Below are 20,670 nucleotides of genomic sequence, written 5' to 3' on the forward strand. Positions count from 1 at the left end.
GACGGGACGGCGGCGGGTGCGCCCCCCGCTGAGGGGAGCGCACCCGCCGCGAGTGTCACCGGAGGGAGGTGATGGTGAGGGTGGAGGTGTAGGCGCCGGGTGCCGCGTCAGCGGGGGCCTGGAGCTGCAGGTCGGCGGTGGCGTCCACCGAACCTGCCGGGTGGCCCTCCGGGGCGGAGACCAGGGTCTGCGCCGAGGCGAGGCCCGGCTCGTTCACCTTGACCGCGCCACCGGCCTTTGCCTCGGTGATGGTGCCGGTGGCCGACGGGGTCCAGCCCAGCGCCTCGGCGCCGAAGCTGCCGGCGGTGCCGGTGAAGTCCGTCGCCTGCGCCGAGACGGTGAAGGCGTTGTCGGTCGTGTGGGTGTCCTTCACCGTGATCGACGGCAGGGTGCCGGAGGCGGCGAAGCCGGCGGCGTTCTGCTCAGCGGTGCCGAGGTTCGTGGTGGAGTCCGAGATGGTCACCGAGAACTCGGGGTCTTCGGGCTCGGTCGGATCCGTCGGGTCGGTGGGGTCCGTGGGGTCCGTCGGGTCGGTGGGGTCCGTGGGATCGGTGGAGCCCTCGCCCTCGGGGACCTCGACGCCGACCTCGATGTCACCCTCCTCCGTGCCCTCGGGCTCGGTCGGCTCGGGGTCCTCGACGGGCTGGGCGTCGAAGGCCACGACGATGTCCGCCGCGGTCTTCTTCGCATCGACCTGGCCGCCGGAGGTGTACCAGTAGGCGGACTGTCCGGTCAGGAGGTTGTAGTCGACCCAGGACTGCGGGAAGGATCCCCAGCCCTCCTTGTCGCGGTTCTGCGGGTTGAAGGTGCCGCTCTCGTCGCCTTCGACCTCGACGCCCTCGTAGTCCGGGGTGATGGTGACGCCGTCCGCGGTGAGGTCCACGCCGGAGAAGGTCGCCAGCTCGATCTCGGTATCCGGCAGCTCCACCCACTTCGAGGGGTCGTACATGTCGGCGCCGTAGCCGGAGGCGGTCCCGGTCAGGGTCCCTTCGCCGTTCTCGACGGTCAGGACCGGGTCGCTGATCGTCCAGTAGGTCATGCCGCCGTAGTAGACGATCGTGAAGTCGCCGTCGAAGGAGAGGGTCCCCGAATCGGAGGCCTCGTCGACCGAGCCGGTGCCGCCGGTGAAGTTCACCTGGTTGCCGGAGGTGGATCCGGCTGCGGTGGTCGCGTTGGTACCGGCGGAGGTCTGGCACTTGGTCGACCAGGTGGGCTGGACCTGCTTGCCGTCGGCGTCGGGCTTGGTGATGGTGACGTCGCCGTCGGTCGTCTTGTAGTTCGCATCGGCGAACGCGGATCCCCACACGGAGGACATGCCGTTGTCGCCGGCAGCGCCGGCGACCAGGAAGTTGCAGCCGCCGAAGAAGGCGCCGCCGCCGGACTCGTCGTTCACCCGCCAGGAGAAGGAGGCGTCGTCGACGTCGACAGGAGCGGCATGGGCGGCCGTGGCGCCGAGCGCGAGGCCGGAGCCTGCGAGCAGGGTCGCCCCGGCGATGCCCACGACGGACCGTCGCAGGGTGGAGAAGGTGGTCATGATGGCCTTTCATCGGGTGGAAGGGGTGCCGGGAACCCGGCGGGAGCACAGCTCTGCGCACGAGATGCGCCCCGGCTGCGGCGGGGGTCGGGGAGATCAGGGGGAGGCGGTCAGGAAGGGGATCCTCGGACGGGGGAGGACCAGCCAGCCCTTCTTCAGCGAGAGGACGAGCACCGTCGTGACGAGACCGAGGAACCCGGTGGTCCCGAGCACCCGCAGCGGGGTGCCGAACGCCGCGTCGAGGGCCAGCGGGATGAGAGTCCCTCCGCTCCATGCCGGAGAACTCAGCGCGTAGTCGGCGGCGTAGTCCTCCGCGGCGAGGGCGACCGGTGACACCGACGTGCTCACCGGGGCCGTCGTCGGCAGGGCGCTCGGGAGCACCCCGCCTGATCCTGAGCCGAGGCCGGAGCCCGAGCCGAGTCCGGAGCCCGAGCCGAGTCCTCCCTCGGGCTGGACCGCACCGCCGCCGCCCGGCAGCACAGCACCACCGCCGCCGGGCGGGACGGCACCGCCCTCGCCCGAGGCGGATGTGCCGGGGCTGGTCGAGCTGGCGGGCGCCTGCGGGGAGGCGGCGTCCCAGCTCACCGTCAGCGGCAGCGGGGGCTTCGCACGATCACGCAGACCGCCGGAGCTGTACCAGTAGGACGACTGGCCGGTGGCGACTTGGAAGTCCACGAAGTCCTGCGGGAAGGAACCCCAGTAGTCAGCGTCCTTCACCTGCGGGTTCATGCCACCGCTGGCGTCGATGCTCACCCCGCGGTAGTCGGGGGTCACGCTGAATCCGTTCTCGGTGAGCTCGGCGTTGCGGAAGTTCGCGAGGGTCACGGTCCGGGTCTCGAGCTTCACCCACTTCGAGGTGTCGAACATGTCCGCGCCGTAGCCGCCGACGGTCGCCTTCAGCGTGCCGGTGCCGTCGGCGTTCACCGTCAGGACTGGGTCCTTCGCCCACCAGTAGGTCATCCCGCCGTAGAACACGACGGAGAAGGAGCCCTTCCAGCTCACGCTCGCGGTGGTCCCCGCGGCCCCGGGCTCCCCGTCGAGGGTGCCGGTGCCGCCCTCCATCACGATCTCGGTCCCGGTGCCGACGGTCGAGTTCGTGCTGACGGTCGCGCCGGAGGCATCCTTGCAGCGGTCCTTCCAGGACGGAGCCGCACCGTCCCGCTCCAGGCGGACGTTCCCGGCGGAGGTCTTGTAGACCTTCTTGCCCTCGGCGTCGGACCACACGTGGCTCGAGCCCATGTCCGGGACGGAGCCGGCGACGAGGAAGTTGCAGCCGCCGAAGAACGCCGCGGAGGTCGTCTCCTCGTTGATGCCCCAGCGCAGCTGCGCATTCGAGAGGGTGCGGTCGCCGTCCTGGGCGCGCGACGCGTCGGTGCCGCTGCCGCCGCCTGTCGCGGTCCCGCCGTTTCCGCTGCCGCTGCCGCTTCCGCTGCCGTCGCCGTTGCTGGTGCCGCTGTCGTCGCCGTCGTCCTTGCCGCCCCCGCCGCCGGGCGCAGGATTCTCCACGGGATCCGAGGCGTCCCAGCTGATGACGATGGGGGCCGCGGTCTTCTTCGCGTCGACCTGGCCGCCGGAGGTGTACCAGTCGGCGGACTGTCCGGTGAGGAGGTTGTAGTCGACCCAGGACTGCGGGAAGGAGCCCCAGCCGTCCTTGGTGCGGTTCTGCGGGTTGAAGGTGCCGCTGTCGTCGCCCTCGACCTCGACGCCCTCGTAGTCGGGGACGATCGTCATTCCCTTGTCGGTGACCTCTGCTCCGGAGAAGGTCGCGAGCTCGATCTTCTTCTCGGGGAGCGTCACCCACTTGGAGGGGTCGTACATGTCGGCGCCGTAGCCGGAGGCGGTGCCGGTGAGGGTGCCTTCGCCGTTCTCGACGGTGAGGACCGGGTCGCTGATGGTCCAGTAGGTCATGCCGCCGTAGTAGACGATCGTGAAGTCGCCGTCCCAGGAGGCGCTCGCGGTGTCGGTGGCCTCGTCGAAGGTGAACTCCTCACCGGTGAAGTTCACCTGGTTCCCGCTCGTGGAGCCGACAGCGGTGCTCACGGCGGTGCCCGAGGAATCCTGGCACTTGGTCGACCAGGTGGGCTTGGTCTGCTTGCCGTCGGCGTCGGGCTTGGTAATGGTGACGTCGCCGTCGGCGGTCTTGTAGTTCGCCTCTGCGAATTCGGAGTCCCACACGGAGGACCTGCCGTTGTCGCCGGCGGCACCGGCGACCAGGAAGTTGCAGCCGCCGAAGAAGGCGCCGCCGCCGGACTCGTCGTTCACCCGCCAGGACAGAGAGGATGCAGACTCGTCGTCGGGAGTCGGTGCCTCCTCAGAGGGCTGGGTCTCCTCGGGGATCTCAACCCCCAGCTCGATCGCGCCTTCTTCCTTCTTCTGCTTCAGCTCCTCTGCCGAGGCGCGCGTCGCTGCCCAGGGGGAGATCGCGGAGGCGGCGCCGAGGGTGAGCAGCGCCAGGCCGAGGGCAGCACCCTGCCGGGCGCGTCGGCCCGCCGCGCCGCCACGCACGTCGGTGCCCGGACCGGGCCACACTCGCTCCCCGGGAGCGGCGGCCGCGCGCTCCGCCTCGCGCTCGGCGGCCTCCGCCGCGGCGGCGGCGCGCTTGGCAGCCCGGCGCCTGGCGATCAGGCGGACCAGGCTCGTGATCACCGCGACCAGCAGCACCAGCAGCACCAGGCCCACCAGGATCAGCACCACGATCATGACGATGTCCCAAGCACCCAGGGACCCGGCCTCGTCGACCTGCGCGGTGGCGCCCGCGGGAGCTCCGGCGGTGACCGTGAAGGATGCCCGCGCGGTCTGCTCCGAGGCGGCGCCGGTGAGGGTGATGACGTGCGTGCCGGGGCGGAGGTCCGCGGGGATCGGCAGCGAGCCGGCGATCTCGCCCGAGGCGCCGGACTGGTAGGGGCCGGCAGCGCTCGTGCCGTTGTCGAGGGTGCCCACCACCTGCTCGCCGGGGAGGAACCCGCGCGCCGTGAAGCTCAGTGCACCTCCTTGCGAGGCATCCTTGGAGACCAGCCCCACCTGGGCCTCGCCGAGCTCAGCCGTCTCGGCCGATGCGTCAGCGGCGTCCTCGCCGGCGGCCGCGGCGGCGGGATCGTCGGCCTCCTCGGAGCCCTCAGATCCCTCGGAGCCCTCGGCGGCGGGTGCGGGGGCGGCCTGCGCGGAGTTCGACTGCTGCGGGGCAGCACCCTCGGCGGAGGCGTCACCCTCGGAGCCCGCCGCGTCCGCGGAAGCCGCCTCGTCCCCGGAGGCTGCGTCGTCCCCGGAGGTCCCCTCGCCCTCGGCGGCAGGAGCCTCGCCGACGAACTCGATCGGGGTGAAGGTCTCGTTGTTCGCGTTCTTCACGCCGTGCGCACCGATCGTGATGATGCCGCACTGCACCTCGAGGCAGTTCACCCGGGTGACGTTGCCGTCGCGGTCCATGCTGTCGAACTCCGGGCCGGGGATGATCATCTGCGCGTTCCAGGTGCCGTCGGCCGCGAGCTCGCCGCCATTGGCCGCCCCGGCCGTGGAGGAGCCGGGGAAGGTGACGAAGCGCTGGTAGCCCTGGTTGTCCTTCGTCTCCGAGTCCGGGACGTACTGGTAGTCGGTGCCGGTGGCGCCGCCCTCGGAGGGACGCCATCCGTCGGAGATCGTCCCGAACAGCACGTAGATCCCGCCGAACCCGCCCTGGACGGACTGGAAGCCGCTGCCCGAGAGGGACACGGTGGTCGGCGCGGTCGTGGAGGCCTTCGCGCCCCCGAGCTCCGAGGAGACGCTCACGCGGGCAGCGGCCTGCGCAGGCTGGGCCGCGTGCACCGCGGTGAGCAGCAGCGCGGCGAGCACTGCGCCGAGCGCGAGGAGCCGTCGCTTCAGCGGATTCGCGGCGGCGGACGGGCGGGGCGTGGTCATGCGGGCAGCTCCATCGGGATCTCGAGCGGGGCGGGGGCGTCGGCGTCCGGCCGACGACGCACGGGGACGATCAGCAGCTCCCCGCCCTCCGGAGCGGTGAGCACGGTGACGGGATGCTGGTACACCTCGGAGAGAAGCTCGGCGGTCAGCACCTCGGCGGGGGAGCCGACGGCGCGCACGCGGCCGTCCTCCAACAGCACGATGCGGTCCGCATAGGCGGCGGCGAGCGAGAGGTCGTGCACGATCACCATCACGGTCGCGCCGGCGCGGGCGCGCGCCCGGGCGGCGGCGATCACATGCTCCTGGTGGCGGATGTCCAGGGCGGCGGTCGGCTCGTCCAGCAGCAGGATCTCGGTCTCCTGCGCGAGCAGGCGGGCGAAGGCGACGCGCGAGCGCTCGCCGCCGGAGAGGCTCGGCACCTGGCGTGCGGCGAGATGGGTGACCTCGCCGGCCGCGAGCGCGGCGGCGATCACCTCGTCGTCACGCTCCTCCTCCGGGGTGCCGACCCAGGGCGCACGGCCCATCTCGACGGCGTCACGAGCCGTGAAGGAGAAGGCCAGGCGCGAGTCCTGCATCTGCACGGCGCGACGCCGGGACAGCTCCTTCGGGCGCAGCGCGGAGACGTCCGCGAGCTCGCGGGACGCCGACCCGCCGGCCGCGGGGGAGCCGGCGATGATCCGCACGGTGCCCGCACGGGGAGCGATGTCCCCGGCGAGCACCCCGAACAGGGTCGACTTGCCGGCGCCGTTGGGGCCGACGAGCACGGTGACCTCACCGCGGCGCAGGTCCAGATCGACCTCGGTGAGGATCGGCGTGCCGCCCAGGTGCACGGTGACCCCGCGCGCCTCGAGCGTCACCTCGCCGGGGGAGAGGGGAGCCGTGCTCATGACCAGCCTCCCGCCCCGCGCCGGGTGCGACGGATGAGGTAGAAGAAGAACGGGCCGCCGACGAGCGCCGTGAGCAGGCCGATGGGCAGGTCCGCATAGGGCACGGCGGTGCGGGCCACGGTGTCGGCGACCGCGAGCAGCAGGGCGCCGCCCAGCATCGAGGCGGGCAGCAGCACCCGGTGGCCGGGGCCCACCATCATGCGGATGAGGTGCGGGACCACGAGCCCGACGAAGGAGATGATCCCCGCGAAGGCGACGGCGGCCGAGGTCAGCAGCGCCACGAGCACCACGACCGACAGGCGCAGCCGCTCCACGTCGACACCGAGGTGGCGCGCGGGCTTCTCGCCGAGGGCGAGCAGGTCGAGGCTGCGGGCGCTCAGCAGCGAGGCCGCGAGGCACACCAGCACCACGGGGGTCACGATCCACACGTGGTCCCAGCGGCTGCCGTTGAGGCTGCCGAGCTGCCAGAAGACGATCTCCTCGCGCGCGCTCGAATCGCCCAGGAAGGTCATCAGCGCGATCACGGCGCCGCCGACGGCGTTGACCGCGATGCCGGTGAGGACCAGGGTCACCACCTCGGTGCGTCCGTCCTGCCGGGCGGTCGTGTACACGACGGCGGTCGCGACGAGACCGCCGACGAAGGCGCCCGCCACCATCGTCCACTCGCCGAGGAAGGTCAGGCCGAAGACGATGACGATGCACGCCGCGGCCGCCGCGCCGGAGGAGACGCCGACGATCCCGGGCTCGGCCAGGGGATTGCCGAAGACGCCCTGCATGAGCGCCCCGCCGCAGGCCAGGGCCGCCCCGACGAGCAGCGCCATGAGCACGCGCGGCAGCCGCACCGTCACGAGCGCGGCGTCGGCCATCTGGGTGGCGCGGTCCGGGGCGGCTGCACCGGTGAGCGCGCGGCGCAGGCCCGCGACCACCTCCGCGGGCGAGATCGAGTACTGGCCGGTGCCCACGGAGACCAGCGCGGCGAGCACCAGGCCGAGGACGAGCGCGGCCAGCAGCCAGGGGACCCGGCGCAGGCGGACGTCCATCACGGGGGCCTCGTGCCCGGCGGCGGCAGGGGCCGGTGCTGCCTGCTCGGGGGACTCGTGGACGGCGACCGTGCCCGCCGGGTCCGCCTGCGGGGCGGGAGAGGTGCCGGTCAGCCGCACCGGCGCGACGGCGCTCATGCTGCCTGCCCGCCGCTCTGCGCCGCCGCGGCGTTCGCGGTCTCCGGCGCGTAGACGGCCACGGCGAGCGCTTCGAGGGCGGCGGCGGTGGCCGGGCCGAAGCTCATGATCTCGGTGTCCGCCATGTCGACGACCCGTCGCGTCTGACCGGCCGGGGTCAGCGCGATGGCGGGCAGCGACTCGAGCATCCCGTCGATCCCGCCCATCGAGGCCAGGCCCTTGGTCATCATGAGCAGCAGATCGGGGGAGGCCTCGAGGAAGGCCTCGTCGGTCATCGGCTTCATCCCGTCCCAGCCGATCTCGGCGGCGACGTCGATCCCGCCGATCGAGCTGATCAGGTCGTCGGCGCCGGAGCCGGTGCCGAAGATGTAGTAGGTCCCGGACTGGCCGCGGGCGTAGAAGAACATCATCCGCAGCTTCTTCGCCTCATCGCTCGGGGCGATCTCCGCGATCCTGGCGAGGGACTCCTGGATCTCCCGGTCGGTGCGCTCGGCGAGGACCGATCCCTCCTCGGGCAGGCCCACCGCGTCGGCGACCTGCTGGATGAGATCGGGGGTCCCGTCGAGCGAACGGTGGGAGTCCACGACGACCACCGGGATGCCGCTCTCGCGCATCTGGAGGACCACGTCCCAGGGGCCCAGGGAGGAGTCGGTGATGATCAGTGTGGGGGCGAGCTCGAGGATCGACTCCCCGTTCAGCTCGTGGCCGTTCTGGGTGACCAGCGGCAGGTCCTGGATCTCCGCGTACTGGGAGGAGGTGTCGCGGCCCACGATGTTCGCGCCCAGCCCGAGGTCGAAGACGATCCGGGAGGTCGAGCCGTAGAGGTCGATCGCGAGGATGCGCGAGACGTCCTCGATCGTGACCTCGGTGCCCTGGCTGTCGGTGAGCGTGACGGGGAGGGAGGGCGTGGGCTCCTCGGCGACGGGGCGGATGCCCACCTCGGCCGGCAGCGCTGTCGAGGGGCCCTCGTAGGCGAGCGGGTCCTCGAGGAAGTCGGCGTCCTCGAGGGTGCTGCCGAGCTCGGACTCCGAGCCCGAGGAGCTCGGCAGCAGCGAGCACGCGGACAGCGTGGAGGTCAGTCCGAGGGCGGCGGCGAGAGCGAGGGGCAGGCGCGGCAGCTCGCGGCGGCTCAAGGGGGTCGGGACGGCAGGCACAGCTCTCCAGGACGAAGTGAAGGAGGGTGGGCGGGAACGCCCTAGGGGATGCGATGGGGTGCGATAGCGCACTTCTTAACGCAATGAAACTGTTGCATAATGCATTGAGGCTAGGCAAGCCTAAGTCCTACCGCGGTACGGTGTCGATCGTCACATGTCAGGAAACGAATGGGTGACGATGCAGGTCGCGAGCTGGAAAGGGTCGCGTTTGGTGCCGGCGTCAGATCGGTGGCGAGCGGCGAGGGGTTCGCTTCGGGGCGGGCGGGGCTTGCCGGTGCCCTTCCGTCGGGGCATAGTTCTCCCACGAGTTCATCTGACACAGTGTCAGGAAAACTCGGATCCGCCCGGTCGGGAAGCCCGGACCAGCGGCGGCGACCACCCGCCCGACGAGCACGAGGAGCGTCCCATGACCACTGCCACCACGAGTCCGCAGCATCGTCCCGACACCGGAGCCGCGGGCGCCGAGCGCCCGTCGGGCGCGGCGGGGTCGGCGGCGGGGAGCGCGCCGTTCTCCACCGTGCTGCGCGAGGCGACGCGCGAGGAGCACACCGCAGCGGAGACCCGGGGGTTCATCACCCGGCTCATGGGCGGCGAGCTGGAGGAGGGGGACTACTGGCGCCTGCTGGCCCAGTACCTGCCCGTGTACGAGGCGCTCGAGCAGTCGATCGCCGCGGCCGCCGAGGTCGATCCCCTCGCCGCCGCCTTCCACGACGCACGCCTCGCACGCGTCGCGGCCATACGGTGCGACCTGGCCGCGCGCTTCGGGAAGGACGCCGAGGTCGATCCGCCGCTCCCCGTCACCGAGCGCTATGCGCGCCGCATCCGCGAGGCGACGGTGCCGCAGCTGCTGGCCCACCACTACCTGCGCTATCTCGGGGACCTCTCGGGCGGTCAGGCCATCGGCGCGCTCGTCGCTCGCCACTACCAGGTGCCGGGCGGGCAGCTGGCCATGTGGGACTTCAGCGCCATCGACAAGCCCAAGCGCGTGAAGGACGAGTACCGCGCCCGGCTCGACGAGATCACCGATCCTGAGATCAGGGACGAGTTCCTCGCGGAGACGAAGCGCGGCTACGAGCTGGCCGGGGAGCTCTTCGCCGCGCTCGACCGCTGAGCCGAACGGTCAGCGGGAGAGCAGGTCCTTTAACACCACGGCCTGGCTGATGTCGACGGCCTTCGAGGCGGTCAGCAGGGTCAGCCGCTTTCCCCTCACGCTCTCGCGGAGCGCGGACAGGGCCTCCCTGCCCTCCTCGGAGTCCAGCTCCTCCTGGTAGCGCCGGGAGAACTCCTCGAACTTCTCCGGATCGTGGCCGTACCACGTGCGCAGCTCGGTCGAGGGGGCGACGTCCTTGTTCCAGTCGTCCAGCGCCGCCTTCTCCTTGCTGATGCCACGAGGCCAGACGCGATCGACCAGGACCCGCGTCCCGTCGTTGCGGGCAGGCTCGTCCTGGATGCGCTTCACCACGATGTCCATGGTTCCGTTATACGCCGTTCGAGCTGTCGGCGTTCGTCGCCTCGTCGGCGCGCGTGTAACGGAGCAGGAGCTCGCCGCCGGAGCGCAGGATCCCCGCCGGCTCCATCGCCGTCGGCGCGGCCATGGGGAAGCGGGTGATGCGTCCCGCATCCCCGGCCTCGAGCGTGGGCGCGAGGGTGAGGCACAGCTCGTCGACGACGCCCGCGGCCAGGAGAGTGCCGAACAGCGTCGGGCCGCCCTCGCTGTGGATCCGCTCGTGCCCGCGGGCATGGAGCACCTCGCGCAGGGCGCGCGGGTCCACGGCGGTGCCGCCGACGTCGAGGACGTCCGCCACCTCCGCGAGGCGCGCCCGCCGCTCGGCCGGGGCCTCCTCGACGGTCAGCACGAGCGGACGCACCGGCGCGTCGACGAACACCGAGGAGGTGGGATCGAGGTCGAGGCGGCCGCTGACCAGGGCGAAGACCGGCTGCTCGGCAAGACCGTGCGCGCGCCGCCACGACGCCGCCTCCGCGGACAGGCGCATCGCGCCGTATCCCTCGGTGCGGACGGTGCCGGCGCCCACCAGCACCACGTCGGCCCAGCGCCGCAGCAGCTCGAACACACGCCGGTCCCCGTCGCCGCCGAGCCCGCCCGAGCGGCCCTCGCGCGTGACCGCCCCGTCCAGGGACTCGACGAAGTTCATCCGCAGCCACGGCCCGTGCGGCGGGGCGTAGAGCCCCAGGATCTGCTCATCGGTGAGGGCGCAGCGCACCCCCGGCCAGATCTCGTCGATGCCGTCCATCGCTCCTCCCCTTCCCCGGAGCCTCGCGGCCCCGGCTCAGCCCCGCGCGAACGCCAGCGCCTGCCGGGCGATCGAGAGCTCCTCGTCCGTGGGCAGCACGAGAACCAGCACGTCGGAGTCCTCCGTCGAGATCACCCGGGCCTGCTTCGAGCGTTCCGCGTTCTTCTCGCGGTCCAGGCGGATCCCGAAGCCCTCCAGCCCCGTCAGCAGCCGCTCGCGCACCTCGGGCACGTTCTCGCCGATCCCGGCGGTGAACGTGATCACGTCCAGGCCGCCGAGCACGAACGCGTAGGAGCCGACGTACTTCCGCAGCCGGTGCACGTAGATCTGCATCGCGAGCTCCGCCTGCCGATCGCCCGCGGCGATCGCGGCGGTGATGTCGCGGAAGTCGCTCATCCCGCACAGGCCCTGCATGCCCGAGCGCTTGTTCAGCACGGTGTCGATCTCGTCGATCCCCTTCCCGGCGCTGCGCGAGAGATGCGCGTACACCGACGGGTCGATGTCCCCGGTGCGGGTGCCCATCACGAGACCCTCGAGGGGGGTGAGCCCCATCGAGGTCTCCACCGGCCGACCGCCCTGGACGGCCGAGGCGGAGGCGCCGTTGCCGAGGTGGAGCACGATCTGTCGCAGCGTCGAGGCGTCCCGGCCGTGGGCGGCGGCGAGCTCCGCCGCCTGCTCGGAGACGTACTGGTGGCTCGTCCCGTGCGCGCCGTAGCGGCGGATGCGGTACTCGTCGGCGATCTCCTTGTTCAGCGCATAGGTGCGCGCCGCCTCCGGGAGCGCGGTGAAGAACGCGGTGTCGAACACGGCCACGTGCGGGATGGCGGGGAAGAGCTTGCGCGCTGCGTCGATCCCGTCGACCGCGGCGGGGTTGTGCAGCGGGGCGAGGGCGCCGAGGGCGGCGATCTGGTCACGCACCCAGGAGTCGATGAGTGTCGGCTCGGAGAACCGCGCGCCGCCCTGCACCACGCGGTGGCCGACGGCCACGACGTTGGCCTCCTCGAGCGAGAGCGCGGCGTCCTCGAACAGCTGCATCACCACCCGCATCGCCACCGTGTGATCGGGGACCTCCCCCTTGTAGGGCTGGGTGACCGTCCCGGTCTCCAGGCGTGCCACGCCGTGGTCCAGGCCGATGCGCTCGACGATGCCGGAGGCGAAGACCTCGCCCGCGACGGGATCCAGGAGCTGGAACTTCAGGGAGGAGGAGCCCGAGTTCAGCACGAGCACCGTCGCGGCCTCCGGGATCCCCGGGGCATGCTCGGCGCTGTCCGAGGCAGCCTGGGCGGGCGGGGTCATCGCTTCTCCTTCGACTGGTCCGTCCGAGCGCTCTCCGCGTCGGCCGCCTGGGCCTGGATCGCGGTGATCACCACGGTGTTGATGATGTCGTCCACGAGCGCTCCGCGGGAGAGGTCGTTGACCGGCTTGTTCAGGCCCTGCAGCACCGGACCGATCGCGATCGCGCCGGCCGATCGCTGCACTGCCTTGTAGGTGTTGTTGCCGGTGTTCAGGTCGGGGAAGACGAACACCGTCGCCCGACCCGCGACCGAGGAGTCCGGCAGCTTGGTCTTGGCGACCGAGGCGTCCACCGCGGCGTCGTACTGGATCGGTCCCTCGACGTCGAGCGCCGGATCGGCGGTGCGCACGAGCTCGGTCGCCTCGCGCACCTTGTCGACGTCGGCGCCGCTGCCCGAGGTGCCGGTGGAGTAGGAGAGCATCGCGATGCGCGGGTCGACGCCGAACTGGGAGGCGGTGGTCGCGGACTGCACCGCGATGTCGGCCAGCTGCTCGGCGGTGGGATCGGGGTTCACCGCGCAGTCGCCGTAGACCAGCACGCGGTCCTCGAGCGCCATGAGGAACACCGAGGAGACGATCTTCGCGCCCGGCCTGGTCTTGATGATCTCGAAGGAGGGGCGGATGGTGTGGGCGGTCGAATGGGCCGCCCCGGAGACCATCCCGTCGGCCTCTCCCATCTGCACCATCATGGTGCCGAAGTAGGAGACGTCCTGGACCTTCTCACGGGCCTGCTCGAGGGTGACGCCCTTCTTCGCCCGCAGGCGCGCATACTCCTCGGCGAAGCGCTCGACATGCTCGGGGTCGTGCGGGGAGACGACGCGCGCCTCGGAGATGTCGTGCCCCAGCTGCGAGGCCCTGGCGCGGATCGCGTTCTCCTCGCCCAGCAGCACGAGGTCCGCGACGCCGCGGGCGAGGATCGCCTCGGACGCGGCGAGGATCCGCGGATCCTCCCCCTCCGGCAGCACGATCGTCTTCTTCGCACCGCGCGCCCGGGCGAGCAGCTCGAACTCGAACATCATCGGGGTGACGACCTCGCTGCGACTGACCTCGAGGGCGGAGAGCAGCTCGTCGGTGGGCAGGTGCTCGGCGACCTCGCGTCGTGCCGCGTCGAGCTTCTGCGGGCTGGCTGCGTCGAGGCGGCCGCGGGCACGGGCGATCTGCAGCGCGGTGTCGAAGGTGGACAGCTGCGAGGCGATGATCGGCAGGTCCTGCTGCACGCCGGAGATCAGCCTGTCGATCTCCTCGGGCACCTCGTAGCCGCCGGTGAGCACGATCCCGGCGAGCGAGGGGAAGGTGCCCGACTGCTGCGCCATCACCAGCCCCGGCAGCAGGTCGTAGCGGTCGCCGGGGGCGATCACGGTGCAGTTCTCGGTCAGGCGGGTGAGCACGTTCGGAAGGCTCATCGCGGCGATCACCGCACCCACCGAGACGCGCTCGAGCCATTCGGGGCTGCCCATCAGGAGCGTGCCGTCCACGGCGTCCTTGAGCTGCTGCACGGTGGGAGCCATGATCGTCGGGTTCTCAGGGATCGCGGCGACGAGCGCGCCGGGCACCTTCGCGGAGACCGCGGTGCGCACGGCATCGAGGGAGGCGACCTCGGCGCGGTTGACCACGACCGCGAGCGGCATCGCGTGATGCCCGCCGAACTCTCCGACGGCCACGGCCGCGAGCGCTCCGATCTGGTCGGGGCTGCGGTCCAGGCCCGAGAGCACCACCACGACCGGGGCGCCCATGTTGGCGGCGACCTCGGCGTTGAAGGCGAGCTCCGTGGGGTTGGCGAGGTCGTCGTAGTCCGAGCCGAGGACCACGAGCACCGAGTACCGCTCGGCGAGCTCGCGATGGCGGGCGAGGATCCGCTCGTGCGCGGTGTCGGGGTCCGACAGCACCAGCTGGTGATCCACTCCGATCGCGTCCTCGTAGGACTGGTCCACGGCGGGGTGGCTGATCAGCAGGTCCACGGCGTAGTCGCGCGTGGACTCGGAGCGGACCACGGGGCGGTACACCCCGACGCGATCGGAACGGGAGGCGAGGGCTTCGAGCAGACCGAAAGCCACGATCGACTTGCCGGTCATCCCCTCCGGGCTGGCGATATACACACTCTGCGACACGCGTCCCAGCATAGGCGCGCAAGGGGCCGACGGCACGGGACCGGCGGCCCCTTCCGCGACGGTGCGGCTGGGGTACGGCGTCCCCGCCCGGAGAGGAGGAGGCGTGCCAGGTCAGGGACGTCCTCGCAGGCCGGAGCGCGGAGCAGGGGAGCGGCGGGCCGCACACGTGACCGAGGTCGCCATCCGGTTCCTGCACGGGATGCAGCTCGTACCATGGGGCCATGCTCCGCGTCGCCCTCCGCCCCCGCTTCCTCGGGATGCTCGCCCTGATGGTGGTGGCGACCCTCGTGTGCGGGCTCCTCGCCGGATGGCAGTGGGACCGCGCGCACCGGGCGATCAGCGACAAGGCCGACGGTCCCCAGCAGCTCGGCGAGATCCAGGACGTCGTCGGCGTGGGCGATGCGGTCACCAACGAGATCGTGGGCGACGTGGTCACGGCCGAGGGCCGCTTCCAGCCCGGCCGGCAGATCCTCGTGCCCGGTCGCGAGATCGACGGCGAGGACGCCGTGATCGTCGTGGCCTCCTTCCTCGTCGAGCTCGAGGACGGCACCGAGGCGCGGCTGCCGGTCGCGCGGGGCTGGGTCCCCGCAGCGGAGGTGACCGGGACGGACGGCACGCTCGATGCGGACCTCGCCCCGCCGGTCCCCGAGGGGACGGTCGCCGTCTCCGGGCGGCTCGAGGCGAGCGAGTCCGCCTCCGGCGGCATCGCCGACGGCGTCGCCCGCGAGATCGCGACCCCGCTGCTGGTCAACGAATGGGGCTCGCCCATGTACGCCGGCTATCTGGCGCTGGACGAGGCCGGTGCCCCGCTGCACGTGCTGCCCGCCGCCGAGTCCGAGTTCTCCCGCGGCCTGAACTGGCAGAACATCGGCTACTCGTTCCAGTGGGTGATGTTCGGCGGCTTCTTCCTGTATCTGTGGTGGCGCTCCGTGCGCTCCACCTATCTCGACGAGGCCGCCGACCGCCGCGAGGAGCTCGAGCGCCTCCTGGAGGAGGCCGACGACTCCGCGCACGGCGACCGCGCCCTGACCGTCTCGGGGACCGGCCCGGCCCCCCGCCCCATCCCCGATCCGACCTCCGACAAGGACGTGTGACCGTGCCCGCAGAACGCCCCCTCGACGAAGTCGCCGCCAGGACCTCCTTCGCCCGTTTCCGCGTGGCCTCCATCGTGGAGGGCATCGCGCTGCTGGTGCTGGTCGCGATCATGATCATGCGCTATCTCGTCTTCGGCGGCGACGGTGCGTTCACCTCGACCTCGGACACCTGGACCCAGATCTCCAAGACCTGGTCCCCGATCCACGGCCTGATCTACATGGTCTACGTGGTCCTCGGCTTCGACCTGTGGCTGAAGATGCGCTGGCGCCTGCCGCGGATGCTGCTGCTGATGTTCTTCGGCGTGGTCCCCGTGCTGTCCTTCTTCGGCGAGCGCTGGACCCACCAGAAGATGGAGTCCGACCTCGCCCGCCGCCCCACCCTCCAGGACGAGGAACGGGTCTGACCCGCGCCGCGCGAGCGTGAGCAGGCTCGCCCCCGGGGCCGACGGACCGCGGTGCCCGCGGGGTCGGGCGCGTCGTAGACTCGCCGGGTGACCGACACCGACCAGCGCCCCGTCCTCGTCGTCGACTTCGGCGCCCAGTACGCACAGCTCATCGCCCGTCGCGTGCGCGAGGCCCGGGTCTACTCCGAGGTAGTTCCGCACTCGATGTCCGTCGAGCGGATGCTCGCGAAGGACCCCCGCGCGATCATCCTCTCCGGCGGCCCGAGCTCCGTCTACGCCGAGGGCGCGCCGCGCCTGGACCCGGCCCTGCTGGAGGCCGGCGTGCCCGTGCTCGGCCTCTGCTACGGCTTCCAGTCGATGGCGGCCGCCGCCGGCGGCACCGTCTCCCCGACGGGCGTGCGCGAGTACGGCGCGACCCGTCTGGAGAGCCTCGAGCCCGGCTCCCAGCTGCTCGCCGATCAGGACCTCGACCAGAACGTGTGGATGAGCCACGGCGACTCCGTGACCGCCGCCCCCGAGGGCTTCGAGGTCGTCGCGACCTCCTCCGGCAGCCCCGTCGCCGCCTTCGAGAACGCCGAGAAGCGGCTCTACGGCGTGCAGTGGCACCCCGAGGTGGGCCACTCCGACCGCGGCCAGGAGGTGCTGGAGAACTTCCTCCACCGCGGCGCGGGCATCGAGCCGTCGTGGACCACCGGGAACGTCATCGAGGAGCAGGTCGAGCGGATCCGCGCCCAGGTGGGCGAGGGCACCGCGATCTGCGGCCTCTCCGGCGGGGTCGACTCCGCCGTCGCCGCTGCGCTGGTGCAGCGCGCGATCGGGGACCGCCTCACCTGCGTGTACGTGAACCACGGCCTCATGCGTCAGGACGAGTCCGCGCAGATCGAGCAGGCCTTCGGGGCCTCCACCGGCGGTGCGAAGCTCGTCATGGTCGACGCCGAGGAGCAGTTCCTCGCCGCGCTCGCCGGTGTCACCGACCCGGAGCAGAAGCGCAAGATCATCGGCCACGAGTTCATCCGCACCTTCGAGCAGGCCCAGGCCGACATCCTGCGCGAGCAGGGCGTCGTCGAGGGTGAGGGCACGGACGCGCACGCCGAGCACAAGGCGTTCCTGGTCCAGGGCACGCTCTACCCCGACGTCGTCGAGTCCGGCGGCGGCGAGGGCGCGGCGAACATCAAGAGCCACCACAACGTGGGCGGCCTGCCCGAGGACCTCTCCTTCGAGCTGGTCGAGCCGCTGCGCACCCTGTTCAAGGACGAGGTGCGCGCGGTCGGCTCCGAGCTCGGCCTGCCCGACGAGATCGTCTGGCGCCAGCCCTTCCCGGGCCCCGGCCTCGGCATCCGCATCATCGGCGAGGTCACCGAGGAGCGCCTGGACATCCTCCGCGCGGCCGACGCGATCGCCCGCGCCGAGCTGACCGCCGCCGGACTGGACCGCACCATCTGGCAGTGCCCGGTCGTGCTGCTGGCCGACGTGCGCTCCGTGGGCGTGCAGGGGGACGGGCGCACCTACGGCCACCCGGTCGTGCTGCGGCCGGTCACGAGCGATGACGCCATGACCGCGGACTGGGCCAAGGTGCCCTACGACGTGCTCTCGCGCATCTCGACCCGCATCACCAACGAGGTCAGCGAGATCAACCGCGTCACCCTCGACATCACCTCGAAGCCCCCAGGCACCATCGAGTGGGAGTGAGCGTCGCGGCATGAGCCGCGACCTCCGCGAACGGGCCGGGACCCGAGCAGCCGCATCGCGCGCAGCCTCGGGTCCCGGCCCGTTCCTCGTTCTGCCTCGTGGTGCGGTCGGTCTCAGCTGCCCGTCGGCGGCTCGAGGAGACGCGAGGGATGCGAGGGCGCGGTCGCATGCCAGGAGCGGGTCCGCTCGAACGTCTCCCAGCCCATCGAGGCGTAGATGCCGTCGGCGCCGGTGGGGGAGTCGTCGTCGACCTCGAGGTCCACGAAGCCTCGGCCGCGCTCGGCGGCGTCGCGGATCGCGGCGCGCAGCAGCGACTTGGCGATCCCGTGGCCGCGAGCGCTGCGGTGCACGCCGAGGTACTCGAGATAGGTGCCCTCGCCGCGGGTCTCGGTGGCCTTCATCGGGGCGGCGACGAGCCCGCCCGCGGGCAGCCATCGGCCGTCCCGCTCGATCTCTGCGATCCACCAGTGGTCCCAGTCGGCCTCCTCGGGGTTCTCGATGAGGCGCTGGGCGAACTCGGCGAAGGACTCGCGGTAGGAGTTGAAGTGGTCGGCGAAGGACTCCTCGAGCATCCGGTGCACGGTGCGGACGTCCTGCGCGACCGGCAGGCCGGAGGGGTGGCGGTGCACGCGCCTGACCCGCGTCCCCTCCCGCGGTGCGGGCAGGGAGGCGGCCTCCTCGGGGGCGACGGGCCTGCGCATGTGCAGCCAGGTGCGCACCATCTCGTAGCCGGCCGCCTCGAGGAGGCGCTGGCGATCGGTGTCCAGCTCGTCGGTGTCGGTGGTGAGCTTGGTGGTCTCCACTCCGCGGGCGCGGGCGAAGGAGCCGCCCACCTCCACCGCCCAGTCCAGCAGCGAGGCGGCCAGGGCCTCGCGCTCCGGCGCCTCGGCGGCCAGGACGAACTGGACGTTGGTGCGGCCGCTCGCGCGGTCCTCGAGAGCGATCCAGGCCAGCGGGTGCGCATCGAGGGAGGCGGTGCCGTCGGCGGCCACCGGCACCACGACCACCTGGCGCCTGGCCCAGGACTTCAGCCCCACCATCCGCGAGCGCAGCGCCGCCTCGTCGGCCGCGGCCTCGGGGTCGAAGCGGCGCATCGCGGCGGTGAGCAGGCCGGTCACGGGCGCGACGTCCTCCGGCTGCGGCACACGCGTGGTGAGCCGCCCCTCGAGGGCGGCGGGCAGAGCGGGCGGGAAGTGATCCACGAGCAGCATCCGCCCATCTTTCCACGAGCGGCGGCGGCCCCGCCGGGTCGCCGTGGTCTGCGGCATCGGGATGTGCGACGGCCCCGCCGACCGGGAGGGCGACGGGGCCGTGCCAGGGGAGCGCGGCCGGGCTCAGCGCTCGGAGACGCCCACCGGGTTCCGCCCGTCGGGATCGCGCCGGGCCTCCTCCCCGTCCGCCTGCTCGGGATCGACCACGGGGACCGGACCGGTGCGCGGATGGAGGTCCTCCGGCTCGGAGCCGGTGCCGCCCAGCTCCGCGGCCGCATCGATGCCGGGCCGTCCCACCTGCTCCTCGGCGGTCTCGACCGTCTCGCGCAGCGGCACGTGCTTGATGAACAGCGACAGCGCCAGGGCGATCACCGCGAAGGGCACGGCGGTGAGGAACACGTCGTGCATCGCATCGCTCAGCCCGCTGCGGATCGGGTCCACCAGGAACTCCGGCAGCTCGGCGAGCGCCGAGGGGTCCAGCACCGCGTTCTCGAGCGTGCCGGTGTCGACCCCGCCGGAGCCCTGCAGGGCGGCGAGCTGCTCCGCGGGCAGCGCCGCGATCCGCTCCGGGATCGCGGTGGTCATCGACGCCGTCATCACCGTGCCCAGCACCGCAGTGCCCACGGTCGAGCCGATGTTGCGGAAGAACTGGATCGCGGCGGTCGCGGTGCCGAGCTCCCGGCGAGCCACGGCGTTCTGCACGACCAGCGTGTAGACCTGCATCGACAGGCCCAGGCCCAGACCGATCACGATCATCGCGAGGGTCAGATGCCACTGCGAGTCCCCGTAGGAGAGGTTCGCCAGCAGCAGGTAGCCCGCGACCATCACCACGCCGCCCAGGACGAGGAAGGGGCGGTAGCGGCCGGTCCGCGAGATCAGCAGGCCCACCAGGATCGAGGTGAGGATCATCGCCAGCGACTGCGGCACGAGGATCATGCCGGAGTTCGTCGCGGAGACGCCCATGACGCCCTGCGCGTAGACGGGGATGTAGATGATCGCGCCGAACATCGCCACCGCGATCACGAAGGACGCGGCGACCGACAGCGCCACGATCGGGCGCAGCAGCAGGTGCAGCGGCAGCAGCGGCTCCTCCACCTTCGTCTCGATCACCACGAAGGCGATGAGGAACAGCGCGGCGATCGCGTACATCCCCAGGATCACGGGGGAGGTCCACTCGTAGTCGCCGCCGCCCCAGGTCGTGGCCAGCAGCGCGAGCACGAGTCCGGGGGTCAGGGTGAGGATGCCCCAGTAGTCGACCTTCCCGTGCTGTTGGGCCTTCTCCAGGTGGAGGAAGCGCAGGATGAAGGCGAAGGCGATCACGCCGATCGGGAGCGTCAGGAAGAAGGCCCAGCGCCAGCCGAGGTGGTCCGTGATCGCGCCGCCGATGAGCGGACCGGCGATCGAGGTGACGCCGAAGACGGCGCCCATGATGCCCTGGTACTTCCCGCGCTGGCGGGGCGGGATGATGTCGCCGATGATCGTCTGGCTCAGCGGCATGAGCGTGCCCATGCCCAGGCCCTGCACGGCGCGGGCGAAGACCAGGAACCAGAATCCCTGGGCGAGGCCCGCGAGGATCGAACCGATCATGAACACGGCGAGGCCGCCGAGGTAGAACCAGCGGCGTCCGTAGAGGTCGGAGAGCTTGCCGACGACCGGGACGGCCACGGCGGAGACGAGCATCGCGGCGGTCGCGATCCAGTTGTAGTGCTCCACGCCGCCCAGCTCGGCCACGATGCGCGGCATCGCGGGGCCGACGACGGTCTGGGAGAGGGAGGCGACGAACATGCCGAGCATGAGGCCGACGAAGACGAGCTTGCCCTGGCGGTCCAGGCCCGTGAAGGCGGCAGGGCTCGTGGCATCGGAAGGCGGTGCCGTGGTGGTGGATGCGGTCATGGAGTCCTCGGGAGAGTCGAGCGGCGTGGACGGTGGCGGCCCCAGCACCCCGTCGGGCTGCGGCCACGCAATGCTACAGAAC

At 71.8% G+C, this 20,670-nt stretch carries 15 protein-coding genes; 4 read left to right on the forward strand and 11 right to left on the reverse strand.

Annotated elements, in window-relative coordinates:
* Positions 1 to 55: 55 nt before the first annotated feature.
* From D1648_RS05185 to D1648_RS05215, 5 genes are all read right to left on the reverse strand, one after another.
* Positions 56 to 1,534, reverse strand: coding sequence for an HtaA domain-containing protein (locus tag D1648_RS05185; protein WP_122939732.1), 1,479 nt, complete (start codon positions 1,532 to 1,534; stop codon positions 56 to 58).
* Between the two features lie 96 nt (positions 1,535 to 1,630).
* Positions 1,631 to 5,425 (reverse strand): HtaA domain-containing protein, encoded by a 3,795-nt coding sequence (locus D1648_RS17855; protein WP_164518589.1) that lies wholly within the window; start codon positions 5,423 to 5,425, stop codon positions 1,631 to 1,633.
* Positions 5,422 to 6,312 (reverse strand): heme ABC transporter ATP-binding protein, encoded by an 891-nt coding sequence (locus tag D1648_RS05205; RefSeq protein ID WP_122939733.1) that lies wholly within the window; start codon positions 6,310 to 6,312, stop codon positions 5,422 to 5,424. The genes D1648_RS17855 and D1648_RS05205 overlap by 4 nt, the downstream gene beginning before the upstream one ends.
* Positions 6,309 to 7,490, reverse strand: coding sequence for an iron ABC transporter permease (locus tag D1648_RS05210; RefSeq protein WP_122939734.1), 1,182 nt, complete (start codon positions 7,488 to 7,490; stop codon positions 6,309 to 6,311). Before D1648_RS05210 ends, D1648_RS05205 begins: the two co-directional genes overlap by 4 nt.
* Entirely contained in the window at positions 7,487 to 8,644 is a 1,158-nt protein-coding gene (locus D1648_RS05215) for a hemin ABC transporter substrate-binding protein (protein ID WP_122939735.1), read from the reverse strand. Before D1648_RS05215 ends, D1648_RS05210 begins: the two co-directional genes overlap by 4 nt.
* 406 nt (positions 8,645 to 9,050) lie before the next feature.
* Here D1648_RS05215 and D1648_RS05220 point away from each other — a divergent pair, with 406 nt between their 5' ends.
* Positions 9,051 to 9,755, forward strand: a complete 705-nt coding sequence (locus tag D1648_RS05220; RefSeq protein WP_122939736.1) for a heme oxygenase (biliverdin-producing) — start codon at positions 9,051 to 9,053, stop codon at positions 9,753 to 9,755.
* A gap of 9 nt (positions 9,756 to 9,764) precedes the next feature.
* Here the strand turns inward: D1648_RS05220 and D1648_RS05225 are convergent, their stop codons facing one another.
* Genes D1648_RS05225 through pta form a run of 4 tightly spaced genes read right to left on the reverse strand, consistent with a single transcriptional unit; the run spans position 9,765 to position 14,309 of the window.
* Complete coding sequence (locus D1648_RS05225) at positions 9,765 to 10,115, reverse strand: DUF488 domain-containing protein (protein ID WP_122939737.1); 351 nt, start codon at positions 10,113 to 10,115, stop codon at positions 9,765 to 9,767.
* 7 nt (positions 10,116 to 10,122) lie between these two features.
* Complete coding sequence (locus D1648_RS05230) at positions 10,123 to 10,896, reverse strand: pyrimidine reductase family protein (protein ID WP_122939738.1); 774 nt, start codon at positions 10,894 to 10,896, stop codon at positions 10,123 to 10,125.
* 36 nt (positions 10,897 to 10,932) lie between these two features.
* A complete protein-coding gene (locus tag D1648_RS05235) occupies positions 10,933 to 12,192 on the reverse strand; it encodes an acetate kinase (protein ID WP_122939739.1) in 1,260 nt (419 codons plus the stop codon).
* Positions 12,189 to 14,309, reverse strand: coding sequence for a phosphate acetyltransferase (pta, locus tag D1648_RS05240; protein ID WP_164518590.1), 2,121 nt, complete (start codon positions 14,307 to 14,309; stop codon positions 12,189 to 12,191). The genes D1648_RS05235 and pta overlap by 4 nt, the downstream gene beginning before the upstream one ends.
* 209 nt (positions 14,310 to 14,518) lie before the next feature.
* Between pta and D1648_RS05245 the strand changes: the two genes are divergently transcribed.
* The 3 genes from D1648_RS05245 (at position 14,519) to guaA (ending at position 17,484) form a co-directional block, all read left to right on the forward strand.
* Positions 14,519 to 15,391 (forward strand): SURF1 family protein, encoded by an 873-nt coding sequence (locus tag D1648_RS05245; protein ID WP_122939741.1) that lies wholly within the window; start codon positions 14,519 to 14,521, stop codon positions 15,389 to 15,391.
* Between the two features lie 2 nt (positions 15,392 to 15,393).
* The gene (locus D1648_RS05250) at positions 15,394 to 15,795 is read left to right on the forward strand and encodes a DUF3817 domain-containing protein (protein ID WP_122940265.1); all 402 of its coding nucleotides are present in this window, start codon (positions 15,394 to 15,396) and stop codon (positions 15,793 to 15,795) included.
* 87 nt (positions 15,796 to 15,882) lie between these two features.
* Positions 15,883 to 17,484: a glutamine-hydrolyzing GMP synthase gene (gene guaA, locus D1648_RS05255; RefSeq protein WP_122939742.1), complete on the forward strand. Its 1,602-nt coding sequence runs from the start codon at positions 15,883 to 15,885 to the stop codon at positions 17,482 to 17,484.
* A gap of 113 nt (positions 17,485 to 17,597) precedes the next feature.
* Here the strand turns inward: guaA and D1648_RS05260 are convergent, their stop codons facing one another.
* Both D1648_RS05260 and D1648_RS05265 read right to left on the reverse strand, forming a co-directional pair.
* Positions 17,598 to 18,695, reverse strand: coding sequence for a GNAT family N-acetyltransferase (locus D1648_RS05260; RefSeq protein WP_122939743.1), 1,098 nt, complete (start codon positions 18,693 to 18,695; stop codon positions 17,598 to 17,600).
* A 123-nt stretch (positions 18,696 to 18,818) separates the two neighbouring features.
* Positions 18,819 to 20,588, reverse strand: a complete 1,770-nt coding sequence (locus D1648_RS05265; RefSeq protein WP_122939744.1) for an MDR family MFS transporter — start codon at positions 20,586 to 20,588, stop codon at positions 18,819 to 18,821.
* Positions 20,589 to 20,670 lie beyond the last annotated feature (82 nt).

The sequence above is a fragment of the Brachybacterium sp. EE-P12 genome (assembly GCF_003711805.1).
Lineage (GTDB): Bacteria > Actinomycetota > Actinomycetes > Actinomycetales > Dermabacteraceae > Brachybacterium.

What these genes read in the sequence shown, in the direction of transcription:
- D1648_RS05265 (WP_122939744.1), bottom strand. Translation starts at nt 20,588, where the DNA reads ATGACCGCATCCACCACCACGGCACCGCCTTCCGATGCCACGAGCCCT.
- D1648_RS05205 (WP_122939733.1), bottom strand. Translation starts at nt 6,312, where the DNA reads ATGAGCACGGCTCCCCTCTCCCCCGGCGAGGTGACGCTCGAGGCGCGC.
- D1648_RS05210 (WP_122939734.1), bottom strand. Translation starts at nt 7,490, where the DNA reads ATGAGCGCCGTCGCGCCGGTGCGGCTGACCGGCACCTCTCCCGCCCCG.
- D1648_RS17855 (WP_164518589.1), bottom strand. Translation starts at nt 5,425, where the DNA reads ATGACCACGCCCCGCCCGTCCGCCGCCGCGAATCCGCTGAAGCGACGG.
- D1648_RS05245 (WP_122939741.1), top strand. Translation starts at nt 14,519, where the DNA reads ATGCTCCGCGTCGCCCTCCGCCCCCGCTTCCTCGGGATGCTCGCCCTG.
- D1648_RS05225 (WP_122939737.1), bottom strand. Translation starts at nt 10,115, where the DNA reads ATGGACATCGTGGTGAAGCGCATCCAGGACGAGCCTGCCCGCAACGAC.
- pta (WP_164518590.1), bottom strand. Translation starts at nt 14,309, where the DNA reads ATGCTGGGACGCGTGTCGCAGAGTGTGTATATCGCCAGCCCGGAGGGG.
- D1648_RS05185 (WP_122939732.1), bottom strand. Translation starts at nt 1,534, where the DNA reads ATGACCACCTTCTCCACCCTGCGACGGTCCGTCGTGGGCATCGCCGGG.
- D1648_RS05260 (WP_122939743.1), bottom strand. Translation starts at nt 18,695, where the DNA reads ATGCTGCTCGTGGATCACTTCCCGCCCGCTCTGCCCGCCGCCCTCGAG.
- D1648_RS05220 (WP_122939736.1), top strand. Translation starts at nt 9,051, where the DNA reads ATGACCACTGCCACCACGAGTCCGCAGCATCGTCCCGACACCGGAGCC.
- D1648_RS05235 (WP_122939739.1), bottom strand. Translation starts at nt 12,192, where the DNA reads ATGACCCCGCCCGCCCAGGCTGCCTCGGACAGCGCCGAGCATGCCCCG.
- D1648_RS05230 (WP_122939738.1), bottom strand. Translation starts at nt 10,896, where the DNA reads ATGGACGGCATCGACGAGATCTGGCCGGGGGTGCGCTGCGCCCTCACC.